The sequence below is a fragment of the Streptomyces turgidiscabies Car8 genome (assembly GCF_000331005.1).
Taxonomy (GTDB): Bacteria; Actinomycetota; Actinomycetes; order Streptomycetales; family Streptomycetaceae; genus Streptomyces; species Streptomyces turgidiscabies.
This window is the reverse complement of record NZ_AEJB01000090.1, coordinates 1-17056: the sequence shown is the minus strand read 5'-3', so window position 1 is coordinate 17056 and position 17056 is coordinate 1. Positions and strand designations below refer to the sequence as shown.

Below are 17056 nucleotides of genomic sequence, written 5' to 3'. Positions count from 1 at the left end.
GCCCGTACCCCCTTCGTCCTGCTCGTCGTGTTCCTGCTGGGCGGCGGTCTCATCGGGCTCCTCGTGCTGAACTCCGCGCTCAGCGAAGGCGGGTTCCGCCTGGACGACCTGCAGAGGGACACCAAGAGCCTCACCGACGAGGAACAGGCGCTCCAGCGGGACGTCGACGCCTACGCCGCGCCCGACGCGCTTCAGCGCCGGGCCAGGGAACTCGGCATGGTGCCCGGCGGCGACCCGGCCTTCCTCGACCCCGACGGCACCGTCAAGGGCGTCCCGGAGGCCGCGGAGCAGGCGGCCCTGCGGATCCCGGAGATGGTCCCGCCCGAGATGAACCTGCCGGCACCGGTGCCCACCGCCACACCCACGGCCACCCCCGCATCCACCCCTGAGCCGACGCCCGCGGCCACGACCACGCCGGTCCCGTCCGCGCCGGCGTCCCCGGAGCAGGCCCCCGCTCCCGCGCTCACCCCCACTCCCACCCTCCCCTCCACGACCCCCGGCAGGTGACGGAAGTGTCCGACAGGGAACCGCCCCGCCGTCGCGTACCCGCCCCGGCCAGGTCCGCCCGCTCCGGCGCCCCCCGGCGTCCGGGACCCGGCGCCCGCCCCGCCCGCCGTCCCGCTCCCGGCCGCCCCAACGGGCCCAAGGTCATCCGGCTCGGCAGCCCCCGGCCCCGGCTGCGCATGGTCAGCCTCGCGCTGGCCCTGGTGATGATCGCCTTCGTCGTCCGGCTGCTCCAGGTGCAGGCCGTCGACGCGAGCGTGTACGCCGCCAAGGCCGAGCAGAACCGGTACGTCGGCCGCACCCTGGCCGCCGAACGCGGTGAGATCACCGACCGCAACGGCGTCGAACTGGCGACCAGCGTGGACGCGTACGACATCACCGCCGACCCGACGATGTTCACGCCGAAGACCACGAAGCTGGGCGACGCCCCCGAACAGGCCGCCGCTCTCCTCGCGCCGATCCTCGGGCAGGACGCGGACGACGTGGCCAGGAAGCTGAAGACGCCGAACACGCGCTACACACTGCTCGCGCACCGCCAGACCCCCCAGGTGTGGACGCAGATCAAGGACCTGAAGTCCACCCTGGCCGCCAAGGCCGGAACCGACCCGACCGCCTTCAACGTCCTCGCCGGTGTGCTGGCCGTGCCCGCCAGCAAGCGCGTCTATCCGAACGGCGGACTCGCCGCCGGACTGCTGGGCTGGGTCAGCGCCGACGGCAAGGGCGGCGGCGGCCTCGAACAGCAGCTGAACGGGGAACTCGCCGGACAGGACGGCAAGATCCGGTACGCACAGTCAGGGGGACGGCAGGTGCCCACCGCCGATTCCACCGAGACGCCCGCCGTGCCCGGTGCCGACGTCGAACTGACCATCGACCGCGACATCCAGTGGGCCGCGCAGAGCGCCATCACCGAGCAGGTGAAGAAGTCGAAGGCGGACCGCGGGTACGTGATAGTGCAGGACACCCGGACCGGCCAGATCCTGGCCATGGCCAACTCGCCCGGCTTCGACCCCAACGACCTCACCAAGGCGAACCCGGACGCGCTCGGGAACGCGGCCCTCCAGGACGCCTACGAGCCCGGCTCCACCGCCAAGGTCATGTCGATGGCCGCCGTACTGGAGGAGAACGCGGCCACGCCCGCGACGCACGTCGTCGTGCCCAACCGGCTGCACCGGGGCGACCGGCTCTTCAAGGACGACATCGACCACCCGACCTGGTACCTCACCCTCAACGGTGTGCTCGCCAAGTCCAGCAACATCGGCACCATCCTGGCCACCGGCCAACTCGGCAAGACGCAGGCGCAGTCCAACCAGGTCCTCTACTCCTACCTGCGCAAGTTCGGCCTGGGCAGCTACACCGGGCTGGACTTCCCCGGTGAGACCAAGGGCATCCTGGCGCCGCCCGACCAGTGGTCGACCTCCCAGCAGTTCACGATCCCCTTCGGCCAGGGCGTCTCCCTCAACGCGCTGCAGGCGGCCTCCGTCTACTCGACGATCGCCAACGGCGGCGTCCGCGTGGAACCCACCCTGATCCGGGGCACCAAGGGAGCCGACGGCCGGTTCGCCCCCGCCGTGGCGCCCAAGAAGACCCGGGTCGTCAGCGCGAAGACGGCGAAGACCCTCGCCAAGATGCTGGAGTCCGTCGTGGACGACGAGGAGGGCACCGGCGCCAAGGCGCGTATCCCCGGCTACCGGGTGGCGGGCAAAACGGGTACGGCCAACCGCGTGGATCCGGCCACCGGCCGCTACCAGGGCTACACCTCGTCGTTCGCCGGCTTCGCGCCCGCCGACAGTCCCCGCATCACCGTCTACTGCGCCATCCAGAACGCCACCAAGGGCAGTTACTTCGGAGGTCAGATCTGTGGCCCCATCTACAAGGAGGTCATGGAGTTCGCCCTGAAGACCCTTCAGGTACCGCCCACCGGGGCCAAGGCCGCGAATCTCCCCGTGGCCTTCACGCCCTGATCAGTACGGAAACCAGCCAGGAAACAGCTCGTGAACACGAACTCTCCCGACTCTCCCGACCCGGGCGCCGGCGCCCCGTCGCACACCCCGGCCGTGCCCTCACTTCGCCCGTCCGGGGGTGCGCCCGGTACGCTCACCGCCGTGCCACACGCTGATCAGTACCAAACCACCCAGAAGGGCGTTCCTGTGACATATCCGGGACCGCCGAGGCCGGTTCACGTGTCCGCCACACCCCTCGCGGAACTGGCCGGCCAGCTGGGCGCCCCACAGCCCCCGGCCACCCGGGACGGCATCGTCGCGGTCACGGGCATCACCCATGACTCGCGCGCGGTCCGCCCCGGTGACGTGTACGCCGCCCTCCCGGGGGCCCGGCTGCACGGCGCCGACTTCGTGACGCAGGCCGCGGGCCTCGGCGCCGCCGCCGTGCTGACCGACCCCACGGGCGCCGAACGGGCCGCCGCCACCGGCCTCCCGGTGCTGGTGGTCGACGACCCGCGCGCGCGGATGGGCGAACTGGCGGCCACGATCTACGGCCGTCCGGGGCGCGATCTGCTCCAGATCGGCATCACGGGCACCTCCGGCAAGACCACCACCGCGTACCTCGTCGAGGGCGGCCTCAGGACGGACCGGGCCACCGGGCTGATCGGCACGGTCGAGACGCGCATCGGCGACGAGCGCATCAAGTCCGAGCGCACCACGCCCGAGGCCACCGACCTCCAGGCCCTGTTCGCGGTGATGCGCGAGCGCGGGGTCGAGGCGGTCGCCATGGAGGTCTCCAGCCACGCGCTGGTCCTCGGCCGGGTCGACGCCTGCGTCTTCGACATCGCCGTGTTCACCAACCTCAGCCCGGAACACATGGAGTTCCACTCCGGCATGGAGGACTACTTCCGGGCCAAGGCGCGGCTGTTCACTCCCGAACGCAGCAAACTCGGGGTCGTCAACCACGACGACACCTACGGCCGACGGCTCGCCCAGGAAGCCACCGTCCCGGTCGTCACCTACTCCGCCGAGGGCCACCCGGACGCCGACTGGCGCGCGGAGAACGTCCAGGTGGGCCCGATGGACTCGACGTTCACCGTGGTCGGCCCCAAGGACCAGCGGATCCGCGCGCGGGCACCCCTCGCGGGCACCTTCAACGTCGCCAACACCCTCGCCGCGATCGTCGCCCTCGCCGAGGCCGGGCTCGACCCGCAGGCAGCCGCCGACGGCATCGCCGACGTGCCGGGCGTCCCGGGGCGCCTGGAGCGGGTAGACGCCGGTCAGCCGTATCTCGCGGTCGTCGACTACGCGCACAAGACGGACGCCGTCGAGTCGGTGCTGCGCGCGCTGCGCAAGGTCACCGAGGGCAACCTGCACGTGGTGCTCGGCTGCGGCGGGGACCGGGACACGACCAAGCGCGCCCCCATGGGCGCCGCCGTGGCCCGGCTCGCCGACACCGCCGTACTGACCTCCGACAACCCCCGCTCCGAGGACCCCCTCGCGATCCTCGCGACCATGCTCGAAGGCGCGGCCTCCGTGCCGGCCCACGAGCGTGGCGAGGTCCAGGTGTTCGAGGACCGGGGCGCGGCCATCGCCGCCGCCGTGGCCCGCGCCCGGCCCGGGGACACCGTGCTGGTCGCGGGCAAGGGCCATGAGCAGGGCCAGGACATCGCCGGGGTGGTCCGTCCGTTCGACGACCGCCAGGTGCTTCGCGAAGCTATCCAGCAGACCCAGGGATGAACTTGTGATCGCCCTCTCTCTCGCCGAGATCGCAGCAGTCGTCGGCGGGCAGACCCACGACATACCGGATCCGTCGGTCCAGGTCACCGGACGGGTCGTCAGGGACTCCCGTGAGGTGGAGCCCGGCAGCCTCTTCGTCGCCTTCGCCGGCGAGCGCGTCGACGGCCACGACTTCGCGGCCGCGGTCGTCGAGGCCGGCGCGGTCGCCGTCCTCGCCTCCCGGCCGGTCGGCGTGCCCGCGGTCGTCGTGGACGACGTCCAGCGCGCGCTGGGCGCCCTCGCACGGCATGTGGTCCAGAAGCTCGGCGCGACCCTCGTGGCCCTCACCGGCTCCGCGGGCAAGACCAGCACCAAGGACCTGATCGCCCAGGTGCTCCAGCACAGGGCGCCGACGGTCTACACCCCCGGCTCGCTCAACAACGAGATCGGGCTGCCGCTGACCGCGCTGAGCGCCACCGAGGAGACCAGGTACCTGGTCCTGGAGATGGGCGCCCGCGGAATCGGTCACATCCGCTACCTCACGGAGCTGACGCCCCCGCGGATCGGCCTCGTCATCAACGTCGGCACCGCCCACATCGGCGAGTTCGGCGGACGCGAGCAGATCGCACAAGCGAAGGGTGAACTAGTCGAGGCGCTGCCCTCCGAGGCCGATGGCGGTACCGCGGTCCTGAACGCCGACGATCCCCTCGTACGGGCCATGGCGGCTCGAACAAAGGCGAAGGTGATCTTCTTCGGCGAGTCCGGCGAAGCGGACGTACGCGCCGAGAACGTGCGACTCACGGACAGCGGACAGCCCGCCTTCAGGCTTCACACACCCTCCGGTGCAAGCGACGTGACCATGCGCCTGTACGGTGAGCATCACGTGTCGAACGCGCTCGCCGCCGCCGCCGTCGCCCATGAGCTGGGCATGTCCGCAGACGAGATCGCCACCGCGCTCTCCGAAGCGGGCTCCCTCTCCCGCTGGCGGATGGAGGTCACCGAGCGCCCGGACGGCGTGACGATCGTCAACGACGCCTACAACGCGAACCCCGAGTCCATGCGAGCGGCTTTGCGCGCGCTCGCGGCCATGGGCAAGGCCTCACAGGCACAAGGGGGACGTACGTGGGCGGTGCTCGGCAAGATGGCCGAGCTCGGGGACGAGGCGCTCGCCGAGCACGACGCGGTCGGACGGCTGGCCGTCCGGCTCAATGTCGGCAAGCTCGTCGCGGTCGGGGGCAGGGAAGCGTCCTGGCTCCAACTGGGCGCATATAACGAGGGTTCGTGGGGTGAGGAGTCGGTGCACGTGTCCGACGCACAGGCGGCTGTCGACCTGTTGCGCAGCGAGCTGCGCCCGGGGGATGTCGTGCTCGTGAAGGCGTCCCGGTCGGTCGGGCTGGAGAGCGTGGCGCAGGCGCTTCTGGCGACCGGTGCCGAGGGTGAGGTTTCCGCCCGATGATGAACCAGATCCTCTTCTCGGGCGTCATCGGTATGTTCCTGACGCTGGTCGGCACCCCGCTGCTGATCAAGCTGCTGGCGCGCAAGGGCTACGGCCAGTACATCCGTGACGACGGCCCGCGCGAGCACCACGCCAAGCGCGGAACGCCGACCATGGGCGGTATCGCCTTCATCCTGGCGACGATCGTCGCGTACTTCCTGTCCAAGGTGATCACCGGCAAGCCGCCGACCTTCTCCGGGCTGCTGGTGCTCGGTCTGATGGGTGGCATGGGCCTGGTCGGCTTCCTGGACGACTACATCAAGATCGTCAAGCGGCGCTCGCTCGGTCTGCGGGCCAAGGCGAAGATGGCCGGCCAGCTGACCGTGGGTATCGCCTTCGCGGTGCTCTCGCTCCAGTTCGCGGACGGCCGCAACAACACGCCGGCCTCCACGAAGCTCTCGTTCGTACAGGACTTCGGCTGGACGATCGGCCCGGTCCTGTTCGTCGTCTGGGCGCTTTTCATGATCCTGGCGATGTCCAACGGCGTGAACCTGACGGACGGTCTGGACGGCCTCGCCACCGGCGCCTCCGTCCTCGTCTTCGGCGCCTACACGTTCATCGGCGTCTGGCAGTTCCAGGAGTCCTGCGCCAACGCGATCACCCTGACCAACCCGGCGGCCTGCTACGAGGTGCGAGATCCACTGGACCTCGCCGTCGTCTCCTCGGCGCTGATGGGTTCCTGCCTCGGCTTCCTGTGGTGGAACACGTCACCGGCCAAGATCTTCATGGGTGACACCGGTTCCCTGGCCCTGGGCGGCGCGCTGGCCGGCCTCGCGATCTGCTCCCGTACGGAACTGCTGCTGGCGCTCCTCGGCGGCCTGTTCGTGCTGATCACCATGTCGGTGGTCATCCAGGTCGGCTCGTTCAAGACGACCGGCAAGCGTGTGTTCCGGATGGCGCCACTCCAGCACCACTTCGAACTCAAGGGGTGGTCCGAAGTCCTCATCGTGGTCCGCTTCTGGATCATCCAGGGCATCTGCGTGATCGTCGGACTGGGCATCTTCTACGCGGGATGGGCGGCCGACAAGTGACCTCCGGCCAGGGCAGCGACTGGGAGGGCACGCACGTCACCGTCGCGGGCCTGGGCGTGAGCGGCATCAGCGCCGCCCGCGCCCTGGCCGCCCTCGGCGCCTCCGTCACCGTCGTGGACGGCGGGGACTCCGAGGCCCACCGGGAACGCGCGGCGGCCCTGGAGGGCATCGAGGTACGCCTCGGGGACGCGGAGACGCTGCCCGAGGGCACCGGACTCGTCGTCACCTCGCCCGGCTGGAAGCCGAGTTCACCGCTCTTCGCGGCGGCGGCCGAGGCGGGCGTGGACGTCGTCGGCGACGTGGAGATCGCCTGGCGGCTGCGCGGGCCGGATGCCCCGCCCTGGCTGGCGATCACCGGCACCAACGGCAAGACGACCACCACCCAGATGCTCGCGTCGATCCTGCGGGCGGCCGGCCTGCGTACGGCCGCCGTCGGCAACATCGGCACACCGATCATCGACGTGGTCCTCGGCGAGGAGACGTACAGCGATCTCGATGTACTCGCCGTCGAACTCTCCAGCTACCAGCTCCACTGGGCGCCCTCCCTGCGCGCCCACTCCGCCGCCGTCCTCAACCTCGCCCCCGACCATCTCGACTGGCACGGCTCCATGGAGGCGTACGCCGCCGACAAGGGCCGTATTTACGAGGGCAATCGGGTCGCCTGTGTCTACAACGTGGCCGACAAGGCGACCGAGGACCTGGTGCGCGGCGCGGACGTCGAGGAGGGCTGCCGGGCCGTCGGGTTCACGCTCGGTGCGCCCGGGCCGTCCCAACTCGGCGTGGTGGAGGGCATCCTGGTCGACCGCGCCTTCGTCGAGAACCGACAGCAGAACGCCCAGGAACTCGCCGAGGTCACGGACGTTAACCCGCCCGCCCCGCACAACATCGCCAACGCCCTTGCCGCGGCGGCCCTCGCCCGGGCCTACGGGGTGCCCGCCAAGGCGGTCCGGGACGGCCTGCGGGCCTTCACCCCGGACGCGCACCGCATCGCTCACGTGGCCGACGTGGACGGCGTCGCGTACATCGACGACTCCAAGGCGACCAACACCCACGCGGCCGAGGCCTCCTTGGCGGCGTACGAGTCGATCGTGTGGATCGCCGGCGGCCTCGCCAAGGGCGCGACCTTCGACGAACTGGTCGCCAAGTCGGCAAAGCGACTTCGTGGAGTGGTGCTGATCGGTGCCGACCGCGCGCTGATCGGCGAAGCCCTCGCGCGACACGCGCCGGAAGTACCCGTCGTCGACCTCGACCGGACCGACACTGGGGCGATGCGAGCGGCTGTTGAGGAGGCCCGGCGGCTGGCTGCGCCGGGCGACACGGTGCTGTTGGCACCGGCCTGTGCCTCCATGGACATGTTCGCCAACTACAACAAACGCGGTGACGCGTTCGCGCGGGCGGTTCGCGAACTCGGTACGGGGACCTGACGGTCGGTCTTCGGCTGCGGTGCCTGGAGGGACGCGTGAGGTTGCTTGTGGCTCGGGAACTGTCGGTGCGTTGTTCGGTGCGGGCCCGGTGGGGGCTTGTCGCGCAGTTCCCCGCGCCCCTGAAGGGGCGCTGCGCGCCCTTCAGCAGTCGCGCGGGAGGCTCTGATGCCCAGTAGCCGTACCGGACAGGCGCCCGTTCAGGGGCGGGTGCGGGTTCGGCGGCCCGCCGCTCCCCGGCCGCCCCGGGACAATCCCGTACGACGTCTTCGCAGGCGTGTGGAGCGGGCCTGGGACCGGCCGCTGACCGCCTACTACGTGATCCTCGGCGGCTCGCTGCTGATCACGGTGCTCGGGCTGGTGATGGTCTACTCCGCCTCCCAGATCACCGCGCTGCAGCTGTCCAAGCCCGGAACGTTCTTCTTCCGCAAACAGCTGCTGGCCGCCACGATCGGCGGCGTGCTGCTGTTCTCGGCCTCGCGCATGCCGGTGAAGCTGCACCGGGCGCTCGCCTACCCGATCCTCGCCGGCTCGGTCTTCCTGATGGCCCTCGTCCAGGTGCCCGGGATAGGGCTGTCCATCAACGGCAACCAGAACTGGATCTCGCTGGGCGGTTCCTTCCAGATCCAGCCGAGCGAGTTCGGCAAGCTCGCCCTGGTGCTGTGGGGCGCCGACCTGATCGCGCGCAAGGAGGACAAGCGGCTGCTCACGCAGTGGAAGCACATGCTGGTGCCGCTCGTCCCGGTCACGTTCATGCTGCTCGGCCTGATCATGCTCGGCGGCGACATGGGCACGGCGATCATCCTCACCGCCATCCTGTTCGGCCTGCTCTGGCTGGCCGGGGCGCCCACGCGGCTGTTCGTGGGTGTGCTGTCCGTGGCCGCGTTCATCGGGCTCGTCCTCATCAAGACCAGCCCCAACCGGATGGCCCGCTTCCAGTGCATCGGCGCCACCGAGCCCGGCACCGGAGCCACGTCCTGCTGGCAGGCCGTACACGGGATCTACGCGCTCGCCTCCGGTGGCCTGTTCGGTTCGGGCCTCGGTGCGAGTGTGGAAAAATGGGGGCAACTCCCCGAAGCGCACACCGACTTCATCTTCGCCGTCACCGGTGAGGAACTGGGCCTGGCGGGGACGCTGTCGGTGCTCGCCCTCTTCGCGGCCCTAGGCTATGCGGGTATCCGCGTGGCCGGACGCACGGAGGACCCCTTCGTGAGGTACGCCGCGGGAGGTGTGACCACCTGGATCACCGCTCAGGCAGTGATCAACATCGGTGCGGTGCTCGGCCTGCTGCCGATCGCCGGTGTCCCGCTCCCGCTGTTCTCCTACGGGGGTTCCGCCCTGTTGCCGACCATGTTCGCCATCGGACTGCTGATCGCCTTCGCACGCGACGAACCGGGTGCGAAGGCGGCGCTTTCGTTGCGGCAACCCCGCTTTGGTAGAAAGCGGGGAGCTGGGGGCCCGGTGTCCGATCGGAACCCCCGGAGATGGAACACGATGAGACGGCGTGCCTCGGCGGCGCGTTCGTCCGGAGAGCGGTGAATTTCGGTGCATGTCGTACTCGCCGGTGGGGGGACCGCCGGCCACATCGAGCCCGCGCTCGCCCTCGCGGACGCCCTGCGCAGGGCTGACCCCACCATGGGGATCACAGCCCTGGGCACGGAACGTGGTCTGGAGACCCGGCTCGTCCCCGAGCGGGGCTATGACCTGGCGCTGATCCCAGCGGTCCCGCTGCCGCGCAAGCCCACCCCCGAGCTGATCACCGTCCCCGGGCGGCTGCGCGGCACGATCAAGGCCGCCGAGCAGATCCTGGAGCGCACCAAGGCCGACGCCGTCGTCGGCTTCGGCGGCTATGTGGCCCTGCCCGGCTACCTCGCCGCCAAGCGCCTGGGTGTGCCGATCGTCGTCCACGAGGCCAACGCCCGCCCGGGTCTCGCCAACAAGATCGGCTCGCGGTACGCCGCCCAGGTCGCCGTCTCCACCCCGGACAGCAAGCTCCGCGACGCCCGCTACATCGGCATCCCGTTGCGCCGCTCCATCGCCACCCTGGACCGGGCAGCGGTACGTCCCGAGGCGCGGGCCGCGTTCGGGCTCGACCCGAGTCTGCCGACGCTGCTGGTCTCCGGCGGCTCGCAGGGCGCCCGGCACCTCAACGAGGTGATCGAGCGGGTCGCGCCGTACCTCCAGCAGGCCGGCATCCAGGTGCTGCACGCGGTCGGGCCGAAGAACGAACTGCCGCAGGTACAGCAGATGCCGGGGATGCCCCCCTACATCCCGGTACCGTACGTGGACCGGATGGACCTCGCGTACGCCGCGGCCGACATGATGCTCTGCCGCGCGGGCGCGATGACCGTCGCCGAACTCTCCGCCGTCGGACTCCCGGCCGCCTACGTACCGCTGCCCATCGGCAACGGCGAACAGCGGCTGAACGCCCAGCCGGTGGTCAAGGCCGGTGGCGGACTCCTGGTCGACGACGCGGAACTGACGCCCGAGTGGGTCCAGCGACAGGTACTGCCCGTCCTCGCCGACCCGCACCGGCTGTACGAGATGTCCCGCGCGGCCAGCGAGTTCGGCCGCCGGGACGCCGACGACCTGCTCGTCGGCATGGTGTACGAGGCGATCGCCTCGCGCCACCGCTAGGCGACGAGGGAAGGCAGGAAAGGGCGTGGCCGGAGGAGCGACGACCGCCGAACGCGGCGAACGGCAGCAGGACGCCTCCGGCCCGCCCCGCCGGCCGGGCCTCCTCGGCCGGTTGGGGCCGCGCGGGCTTCGTACGATCGTCATCACGGCCTTCGCCCTGCTCGTCCTCGGCGGGGGCGTCCTCTGGGTGCTCTACGGGTCCCGGTGGACGCACGTGGAGCGCGTATCGGTGTCGGGGACCGGTGTTCTGACGCAGGCACAGGTGCGGGAAGCTGCCGACGTGCCGGTCGGGGAACCGCTCGTCTCCGTCGACACCGACGCCATCGAGTCCCGACTGCTCCGGGAATTGCCCCGAATTGACTCGGTTGAGGTCACTCGTTCCTGGCCGCACGCAATCGTGCTGAAAGTGGTCGAACGTACCCCTGTCCTCATTGTCGAAAGCGCCGGGAAACCGGCCAAGTATGTCGAAGTCGACGCGAAAGGCGTGCGATTCGCGACGGTTTCACATGCTCCTGAAGGTGTACCCGCATTGGAATTGACGATGTCCCGGACCGGTTCGCAGAGCGCGAGTCTGCGCCGCTTCGGCGGCGACCGGCTGGTGCGCGAGGCGGTGCGGGTCGCGGGCGACCTGCCGGGTGCCGTCGCGCATGCGGCCAGGACGGTCAAGGTCCGCTCGTACGACTCCATCTCGCTGGAGTTGAAAGACGGCCGCACCGTCGCGTGGGGGAGCGGCGAGAAGGGCGCCGCGAAGGCCCGTGCGCTCACCGCTCTCATGAAAGCGGCTCCCGGCGCCCGGCACTTCGACGTGAGCGTCCCCACCGCCCCCGCGTCATCGGGGAGTTGACGCCTCTCCGTGCAGGCCAGCACCCTGGTTGGGCATCGCTATGGCTGATCACATAGGGTGAAAAGAAAAACGGGAGGTTCGGCGTGTTCGTTGAACGTGCGCCACTTGTCGACTTAGTGTCCTGTTCGGAAGAGTCCAAGGAACAGACACACTGGTAACCCTAAACTTCAACGTTAGGGTTCGGGTCGGCGTTCGGACCGTCCCACTTCGGCATGAGTTGTCCGTTCGCCGTATCGCGAACGGCGACACGTAACTCGAGGCGAGAGGCCTTCGACGTGGCAGCACCGCAGAACTACCTCGCAGTCATCAAAGTCATCGGTGTCGGCGGCGGTGGTGTCAACGCCATCAACCGGATGATCGAGGTCGGTCTGAAGGGCGTCGAGTTCATCGCCATCAACACCGATGCTCAGGCTCTGTTGATGAGCGACGCCGACGTCAAGCTCGACGTCGGCCGCGAACTCACCCGCGGACTCGGCGCCGGCGCCAACCCGGCCGTCGGCCGCAAGGCCGCAGAGGACCACCGCGAGGAGATCGAGGAGGTCCTCAAGGGGGCCGACATGGTCTTCGTGACGGCAGGCGAGGGTGGCGGCACCGGCACCGGCGGCGCGCCCGTCGTGGCCAACATCGCGCGCAACCTCGGCGCCCTCACCATCGGCGTGGTCACCCGCCCCTTCACCTTCGAAGGGCGGCGCCGCGCCAACCAGGCCGAGGACGGCATCGCGGAACTCCGCGAAGAGGTCGACACCCTCATCGTCATCCCCAACGACCGGCTGCTGTCCATCTCGGACCGCCAGGTCTCGGTCCTCGACGCCTTCAAGTCGGCGGATCAGGTCCTGCTCTCCGGTGTCCAGGGCATCACCGACCTGATCACCACCCCCGGTCTGATCAACCTCGACTTCGCCGACGTCAAGTCCGTGATGTCGGAGGCCGGTTCGGCCCTCATGGGCATCGGTTCGGCCCGTGGCGACGACCGTGCGGTGGCGGCGGCCGAGATGGCGATCTCCTCGCCGCTCCTGGAAGCCTCCATCGACGGCGCCCGGGGCGTCCTGCTCTCCATCTCCGGTGGCTCCGACCTCGGCCTGTTCGAGATCAACGAGGCCGCCCAGCTGGTCAGCGAGGCCGCACACCCCGAGGCCAACATCATCTTCGGCGCGGTCATCGACGACGCCCTCGGTGACGAGGTCCGGGTCACGGTCATCGCGGCCGGCTTCGACGGGGGGCAGCCCCCGCCCAAGCGGGACAACATCCTCGGCTCGGCCGGCGCCAAGCGCGACGAACCCACGCCGGTACGGTCCTCCGACAGCCGTCCGTCCTTCGGCTCGCTCGGCAGCGTCACGCCGAGGGAGACCCCGGCACCCGCCCCGGAGCCGGCCAACGAGCTCCCGATCTCCCCGCCGGTCCCGCCGTCCCGGTCCTACTCGGACAGCGCGGCGGAGGAGCTGGACGTGCCGGACTTCCTGAAGTGATAGGGCAGCGCTCCGTAGCGAGCGATGCGAACGGCGCGCACTTCGCCTTCACCGACCGGTGGGGCGGGGTGAGCGCCGTTCCGTTCGAGGAGCTGAACCTCGGCGGAGCGGTCGGCGACGACCCTGCCGCCGTCGTCACGAATCGTGAACTGGCCGCCAAGTCCCTGGGCCTCGAACCGGACCGGGTGGTCTGGATGAACCAGGTGCACGGAAACGATGTCGCCGAGGTCGACGGGCCGTGGACCGTTCCTCCGTTCACGAAGAGCCGCGACCCCCGGCTCACCCCGCCCGTCGACGGCCTGGTGACCGCCACCAGGGGCCTCGCCCTCGCCGTCCTCACCGCTGACTGCGTTCCGGTCCTGCTGGCCGACCCGGTCGCCGGTGTGGTCGCCGCGGCCCACGCGGGCCGGCCCGGCCTGGTCGCCGGGATCGTCCCCGCCGCGGTGGACGCCATGGAGTCCCTCGGCGCCCACCCCGCCCGGATCGTCGCCCGCACCGGCCCCGCTGTCTGCGGCCGGTGCTACGAGGTTCCGCAGGAGATGCGCGACGACGTCGCCGCTGTCGAGCCCGCGGCGTACGCCGAGACCGGCTGGGGCACACCCGCGGTCGATGTGGTCGCCGGGGTGCACGCCCAGCTGGAGCGGCTCGGGGTGCGCGACCGGCAGCGGTCGCCGGTGTGCACGCGGGAGTCCGCCGACCACTTCTCGTACCGCCGCGACCGCACGACCGGGCGGCTCGCAGGCTATGTCTGGCTGGACTGATGGACATGACGGACCGTAAGAGCGAACTCGCCGCGAATCTGGCGGCAGTCGAGGAGCGTATCGCCACGGCCTGTTCGGCGGCGGGCCGCAAGCGGGAGGAGGTGACGCTGATCGTCGTCACCAAGACCTACCCCGCGAGCGATGTGCGGATCCTGTGGGAGCTCGGTGTGCGTCATGTGGCCGAGAACCGCGACCAGGACGCGGCGCCCAAGGCCGAGGAGTGTGCGGATCTGGCGCTCACCTGGCATTTCGTGGGCCAGTTGCAGACCAACAAGGTTCGCTCCGTGGTCGGTTACGCCGGTGTCGTGCAGTCCGTCGACCGTGACCGGCTGGTCTCCGGGCTGTCCAGGGAGGCGGTGCGGGCGGGGCGTGAGGTGGGCTGCCTGATCCAGGTCGCGCTGGACGCGCAGGAGAGTGCGCGCGGGGAGCGCGGAGGCGTGGGGCCGGGCGGAATCGGGGAGTTGGCCGACCTGGTCGCCGGGGCCGAGGGGCTCAGACTCGACGGTCTGATGACCGTCGCACCGCTGACCGGACCGTACGCCGGACGTGAACAGGCGGCGTTCGAGCGGCTGATGGATTTGTCGACTGCTATGCGCCGCACCCATCCGGCTGCGAACATGGTGTCCGCAGGGATGAGTGCGGACCTCGAGAAGGCCGTGACAGCCGGGGCGACACATGTGCGCGTCGGCAGTGCGGTACTCGGAGTCCGTCCCAGGCTCGGGTAACGTCGCCAGGAAGTCGGACCACAGCAGAAAATATGGTCATTACCGCTGAGAGGCGGTCGTAACGACCTCGTGGATCACGGGCACTTGGCATACGTCAGTCGATCCACCACAGAGCGGAGGACTCAGAGCAATGGCCGGCGCGATGCGCAAGATGGCGGTCTACCTCGGCCTCGTGGAGGACGATGGGTACGACGGCCGGGGATTCGACCCCGATGACGACTTCGAGCCCGAACTCGACCCCGAACCCGAGCGCGATCTGCGGCGGCGTGAGCCCTCGCACCAGCCGCACGGTTCCCACCAGTCACATCAGTCCCAAAGGGACGAATCGGTACGAGTGGTGCAGCCGCCCGCCCCGCGCGATCCGGTGTCGCATTCCGCCTCGCTGGGCGCGGAATCCGGGCGTCCGGCGCGGATCGCACCCGTGGCGTCCATCACACAAGAACGCTCAGGCCTGGAGAAGAACGCACCGGTGATCATGCCCAAGGTCGTGTCGGAACGAGAGCCTTACCGGATCACCACGCTTCACCCCCGGACCTACAACGAGGCCCGTACCATCGGGGAACACTTCCGTGAGGGCACTCCTGTGATCATGAATCTCACTGAGATGGATGACACAGACGCGAAGCGACTTGTCGACTTTGCGGCCGGTTTGGTGTTTGGTCTTCACGGCAGCATCGAGCGGGTGACGCAGAAGGTGTTCCTGTTGTCGCCTGCTAACGTCGATGTCACGGCGGAGGACAAGGCCCGCATCGCAGAGGGCGGGTTCTTCAACCAGAGCTGAGACGCACGACCGGAAAAGCAGTAACCAGGCAGTACCAGCAGCGGTACCCAGCAGCATGGAAACAGGGGAGAGGTAAGCGCGGATCATGAGCGTGGTTGGACAGGTTCTCTACATCGCGCTGATGTGCTTCCTCATCGTGCTGATCTTCCGGTTGGTCATGGACTATGTCTTCCAGTTCGCCCGCTCATGGCAGCCGGGCAAGGCGATGGTGGTCATTCTGGAGGCCACTTACACTGTCACTGATCCACCGCTCAAGCTTCTGCGGCGGGTCATCCCGCCGTTGCGTCTCGGGGGCGTGGCGCTCGACCTGTCCTTCTTCGTACTGATGATCATCGTGTACATCCTGATCACTGTCGTCAGGCAGGTGTTGGTGTGAACGATACGGTCTTGCCGAATGCCGACGACTACGTTGAGGTGAAGAGATGCCATTGACCCCCGAGGATGTGCGGAACAAGCAGTTCACGACCGTCCGCCTCCGAGAAGGCTATGACGAGGACGAGGTCGATGCCTTCCTCGACGAGGTAGAAGCCGAACTGACCCGACTGCTCCGCGAGAACGAGGACCTGCGCGCCAAGTTGGCCGCTGCCACGCGCGCCGCTGCCCAGAACCAGCAGCAGGGCATGCGCAAGCCTCCGGAACAGGACCAGCAGCAGGGCATGCAGCAACAGGGCATGCCCCAGCAAGGCATGCCCCAGCAGGGGATGCCGCAGCAGGGCATGCGAGGCCCCGGCGGCCCGGTGCCCGCCGGCATATCGGGCCCGCCGCAGCAGCAGATGGGCGGCCCCATGGGAGGCCCGCCCCAGCTGCCCAGCGGTGCGCCGCAGTTGCCCCCCGGCCAAGGTGGCCAGGGCGGTCCCCAGGGTCCCGGCCCGATGGGTCAGGGCCCCATGGGCCAGAACCCGATGCAGGGTCAGATGGGCCAGGGCCCCATGGGCCAGGGTCCGATGCAGGGACAGATGGGTCAGGGCGGCATGCCCGGCCAGATGCAGCAGATGCCCGGTCAGCAGATGCAGGGTCAGATGCAGCAGATGGGCGGCCCGATGGGCGGTCCCATGGGTGGTCCCCCGCAGATGGGCGGCCCCGGTCAGGGTCCCGGCGGAGACAGCGCCGCGCGCGTTCTCTCGCTGGCCCAGCAGACCGCCGACCAGGCGATCGCCGAGGCTCGTTCCGAGGCCAACAAGATCGTCGGCGAGGCTCGCAGCCGCGCCGAGGGCCTGGAGCGCGACGCCCGCGCCAAGGCCGACGCTCTTGAGCGGGACGCGCAGGAGAAGCACCGCGTCGCGATGGGCTCCCTGGAGTCCGCTCGCGCCACGCTGGAGCGCAAGGTCGAGGATCTGCGTGGCTTCGAGCGCGAGTACCGCACCCGCCTGAAGTCGTACCTGGAGTCGCAGCTGCGTCAGCTGGAGACCCAGGCCGACGACTCGCTGGCCCCGCCGCGTACTCCGGCCACGGCCTCCCTGCCGCCGTCCCCGGCGCCCTCGATGGCTCCGGCAGGCGCCGGTGCCCCGTCCTACGGCGGCAACCAGGGCATGGGTGGCCCCGGCCCGGCCGGCCCGTCCTACGGCGGCCAGCAGCAGATGTCCCCGGCCATGACCCAGCCCATGGCTCCGGTCCGGCCGCAGGGCCCGTCTCCGATGGGTCAGGCTCCGTCACCGATGCGCGGCTTTCTGATCGACGAGGACGACAACTGACGGCCTCTAGTACGCCTTAGGCGTCGTCGGCGTTCAGGGTG

The 17056-nt window shown here is 69.8% G+C and carries 15 protein-coding genes; all 15 read left to right on the top strand.

All coding sequences use genetic code 11. The features are described 5' to 3' along the window. Window positions 1–507: cell division protein FtsL (ftsL, locus tag STRTUCAR8_RS05145; RefSeq protein ID WP_048818709.1), on the top strand; the 507-nt coding region annotated here is incomplete at its 5' end. Between the two features lie 5 nt (window positions 508–512). Then, a complete protein-coding gene (locus tag STRTUCAR8_RS05140) occupies window positions 513–2465 on the top strand; it encodes a peptidoglycan D,D-transpeptidase FtsI family protein (protein ID WP_277814643.1) in 1953 nt (650 codons plus the stop codon). Between the two features lie 186 nt (window positions 2466–2651). Next, window positions 2652–4184: a UDP-N-acetylmuramoyl-L-alanyl-D-glutamate--2,6-diaminopimelate ligase gene (locus STRTUCAR8_RS05135; protein WP_044471651.1), complete on the top strand. Its 1533-nt coding sequence runs from the start codon at window positions 2652–2654 to the stop codon at window positions 4182–4184. A gap of 4 nt (window positions 4185–4188) precedes the next feature. Next, window positions 4189–5619, top strand: coding sequence for a UDP-N-acetylmuramoyl-tripeptide--D-alanyl-D-alanine ligase (locus STRTUCAR8_RS05130; protein ID WP_006374376.1), 1431 nt, complete (start codon window positions 4189–4191; stop codon window positions 5617–5619). Continuing rightward, a complete protein-coding gene (mraY, locus tag STRTUCAR8_RS05125) occupies window positions 5616–6689 on the top strand; it encodes a phospho-N-acetylmuramoyl-pentapeptide-transferase (protein WP_006374389.1) in 1074 nt (357 codons plus the stop codon). Before STRTUCAR8_RS05130 ends, mraY begins: the two co-directional genes overlap by 4 nt. Beyond that, window positions 6671–8113 carry a UDP-N-acetylmuramoyl-L-alanine--D-glutamate ligase gene (murD, locus tag STRTUCAR8_RS05120; RefSeq protein WP_234372589.1) on the top strand — a complete coding sequence of 481 codons (1443 nt, stop codon included), beginning with the start codon at window positions 6671–6673 and terminating at the stop codon, window positions 8111–8113. The genes mraY and murD overlap by 19 nt, the downstream gene beginning before the upstream one ends. A 165-nt stretch (window positions 8114–8278) precedes the next feature. Then, window positions 8279–9649 (top strand): putative lipid II flippase FtsW, encoded by a 1371-nt coding sequence (gene ftsW, locus STRTUCAR8_RS05115; protein ID WP_006374374.1) that lies wholly within the window; start codon window positions 8279–8281, stop codon window positions 9647–9649. Between the two features lie 6 nt (window positions 9650–9655). Then, window positions 9656–10747, top strand: a complete 1092-nt coding sequence (gene murG / locus STRTUCAR8_RS05110) for an undecaprenyldiphospho-muramoylpentapeptide beta-N-acetylglucosaminyltransferase (RefSeq protein ID WP_006374379.1) — start codon at window positions 9656–9658, stop codon at window positions 10745–10747. Window positions 10748–10772: 25 nt separating this feature from the next. Continuing rightward, the gene (locus STRTUCAR8_RS05105; RefSeq protein WP_006374385.1) at window positions 10773–11591 is read left to right on the top strand and encodes a cell division protein FtsQ/DivIB; all 819 of its coding nucleotides are present in this window, start codon (window positions 10773–10775) and stop codon (window positions 11589–11591) included. Window positions 11592–11866: 275 nt separating this feature from the next. After that, window positions 11867–13057, top strand: a complete 1191-nt coding sequence (gene ftsZ, locus STRTUCAR8_RS05100; protein WP_006374377.1) for a cell division protein FtsZ — start codon at window positions 11867–11869, stop codon at window positions 13055–13057. Beyond that, the gene (gene pgeF / locus STRTUCAR8_RS05095) at window positions 13054–13818 is read left to right on the top strand and encodes a peptidoglycan editing factor PgeF (RefSeq protein ID WP_006374388.1); all 765 of its coding nucleotides are present in this window, start codon (window positions 13054–13056) and stop codon (window positions 13816–13818) included. The genes ftsZ and pgeF overlap by 4 nt, the downstream gene beginning before the upstream one ends. 5 nt (window positions 13819–13823) lie before the next feature. Further along, window positions 13824–14543, top strand: coding sequence for a YggS family pyridoxal phosphate-dependent enzyme (locus STRTUCAR8_RS05090; RefSeq protein ID WP_044471650.1), 720 nt, complete (start codon window positions 13824–13826; stop codon window positions 14541–14543). Between the two features lie 130 nt (window positions 14544–14673). Continuing rightward, window positions 14674–15324, top strand: a complete 651-nt coding sequence (locus STRTUCAR8_RS05085; protein ID WP_006374381.1) for a cell division protein SepF — start codon at window positions 14674–14676, stop codon at window positions 15322–15324. An 85-nt stretch (window positions 15325–15409) separates the two neighbouring features. Next, entirely contained in the window at window positions 15410–15700 is a 291-nt protein-coding gene (locus STRTUCAR8_RS05080; protein ID WP_006374382.1) for a YggT family protein, read from the top strand. Between the two features lie 46 nt (window positions 15701–15746). After that, window positions 15747–17015, top strand: coding sequence for a DivIVA domain-containing protein (locus STRTUCAR8_RS05075; protein WP_006374380.1), 1269 nt, complete (start codon window positions 15747–15749; stop codon window positions 17013–17015). The last annotated feature ends 41 nt before the right edge of the window (window positions 17016–17056 follow it).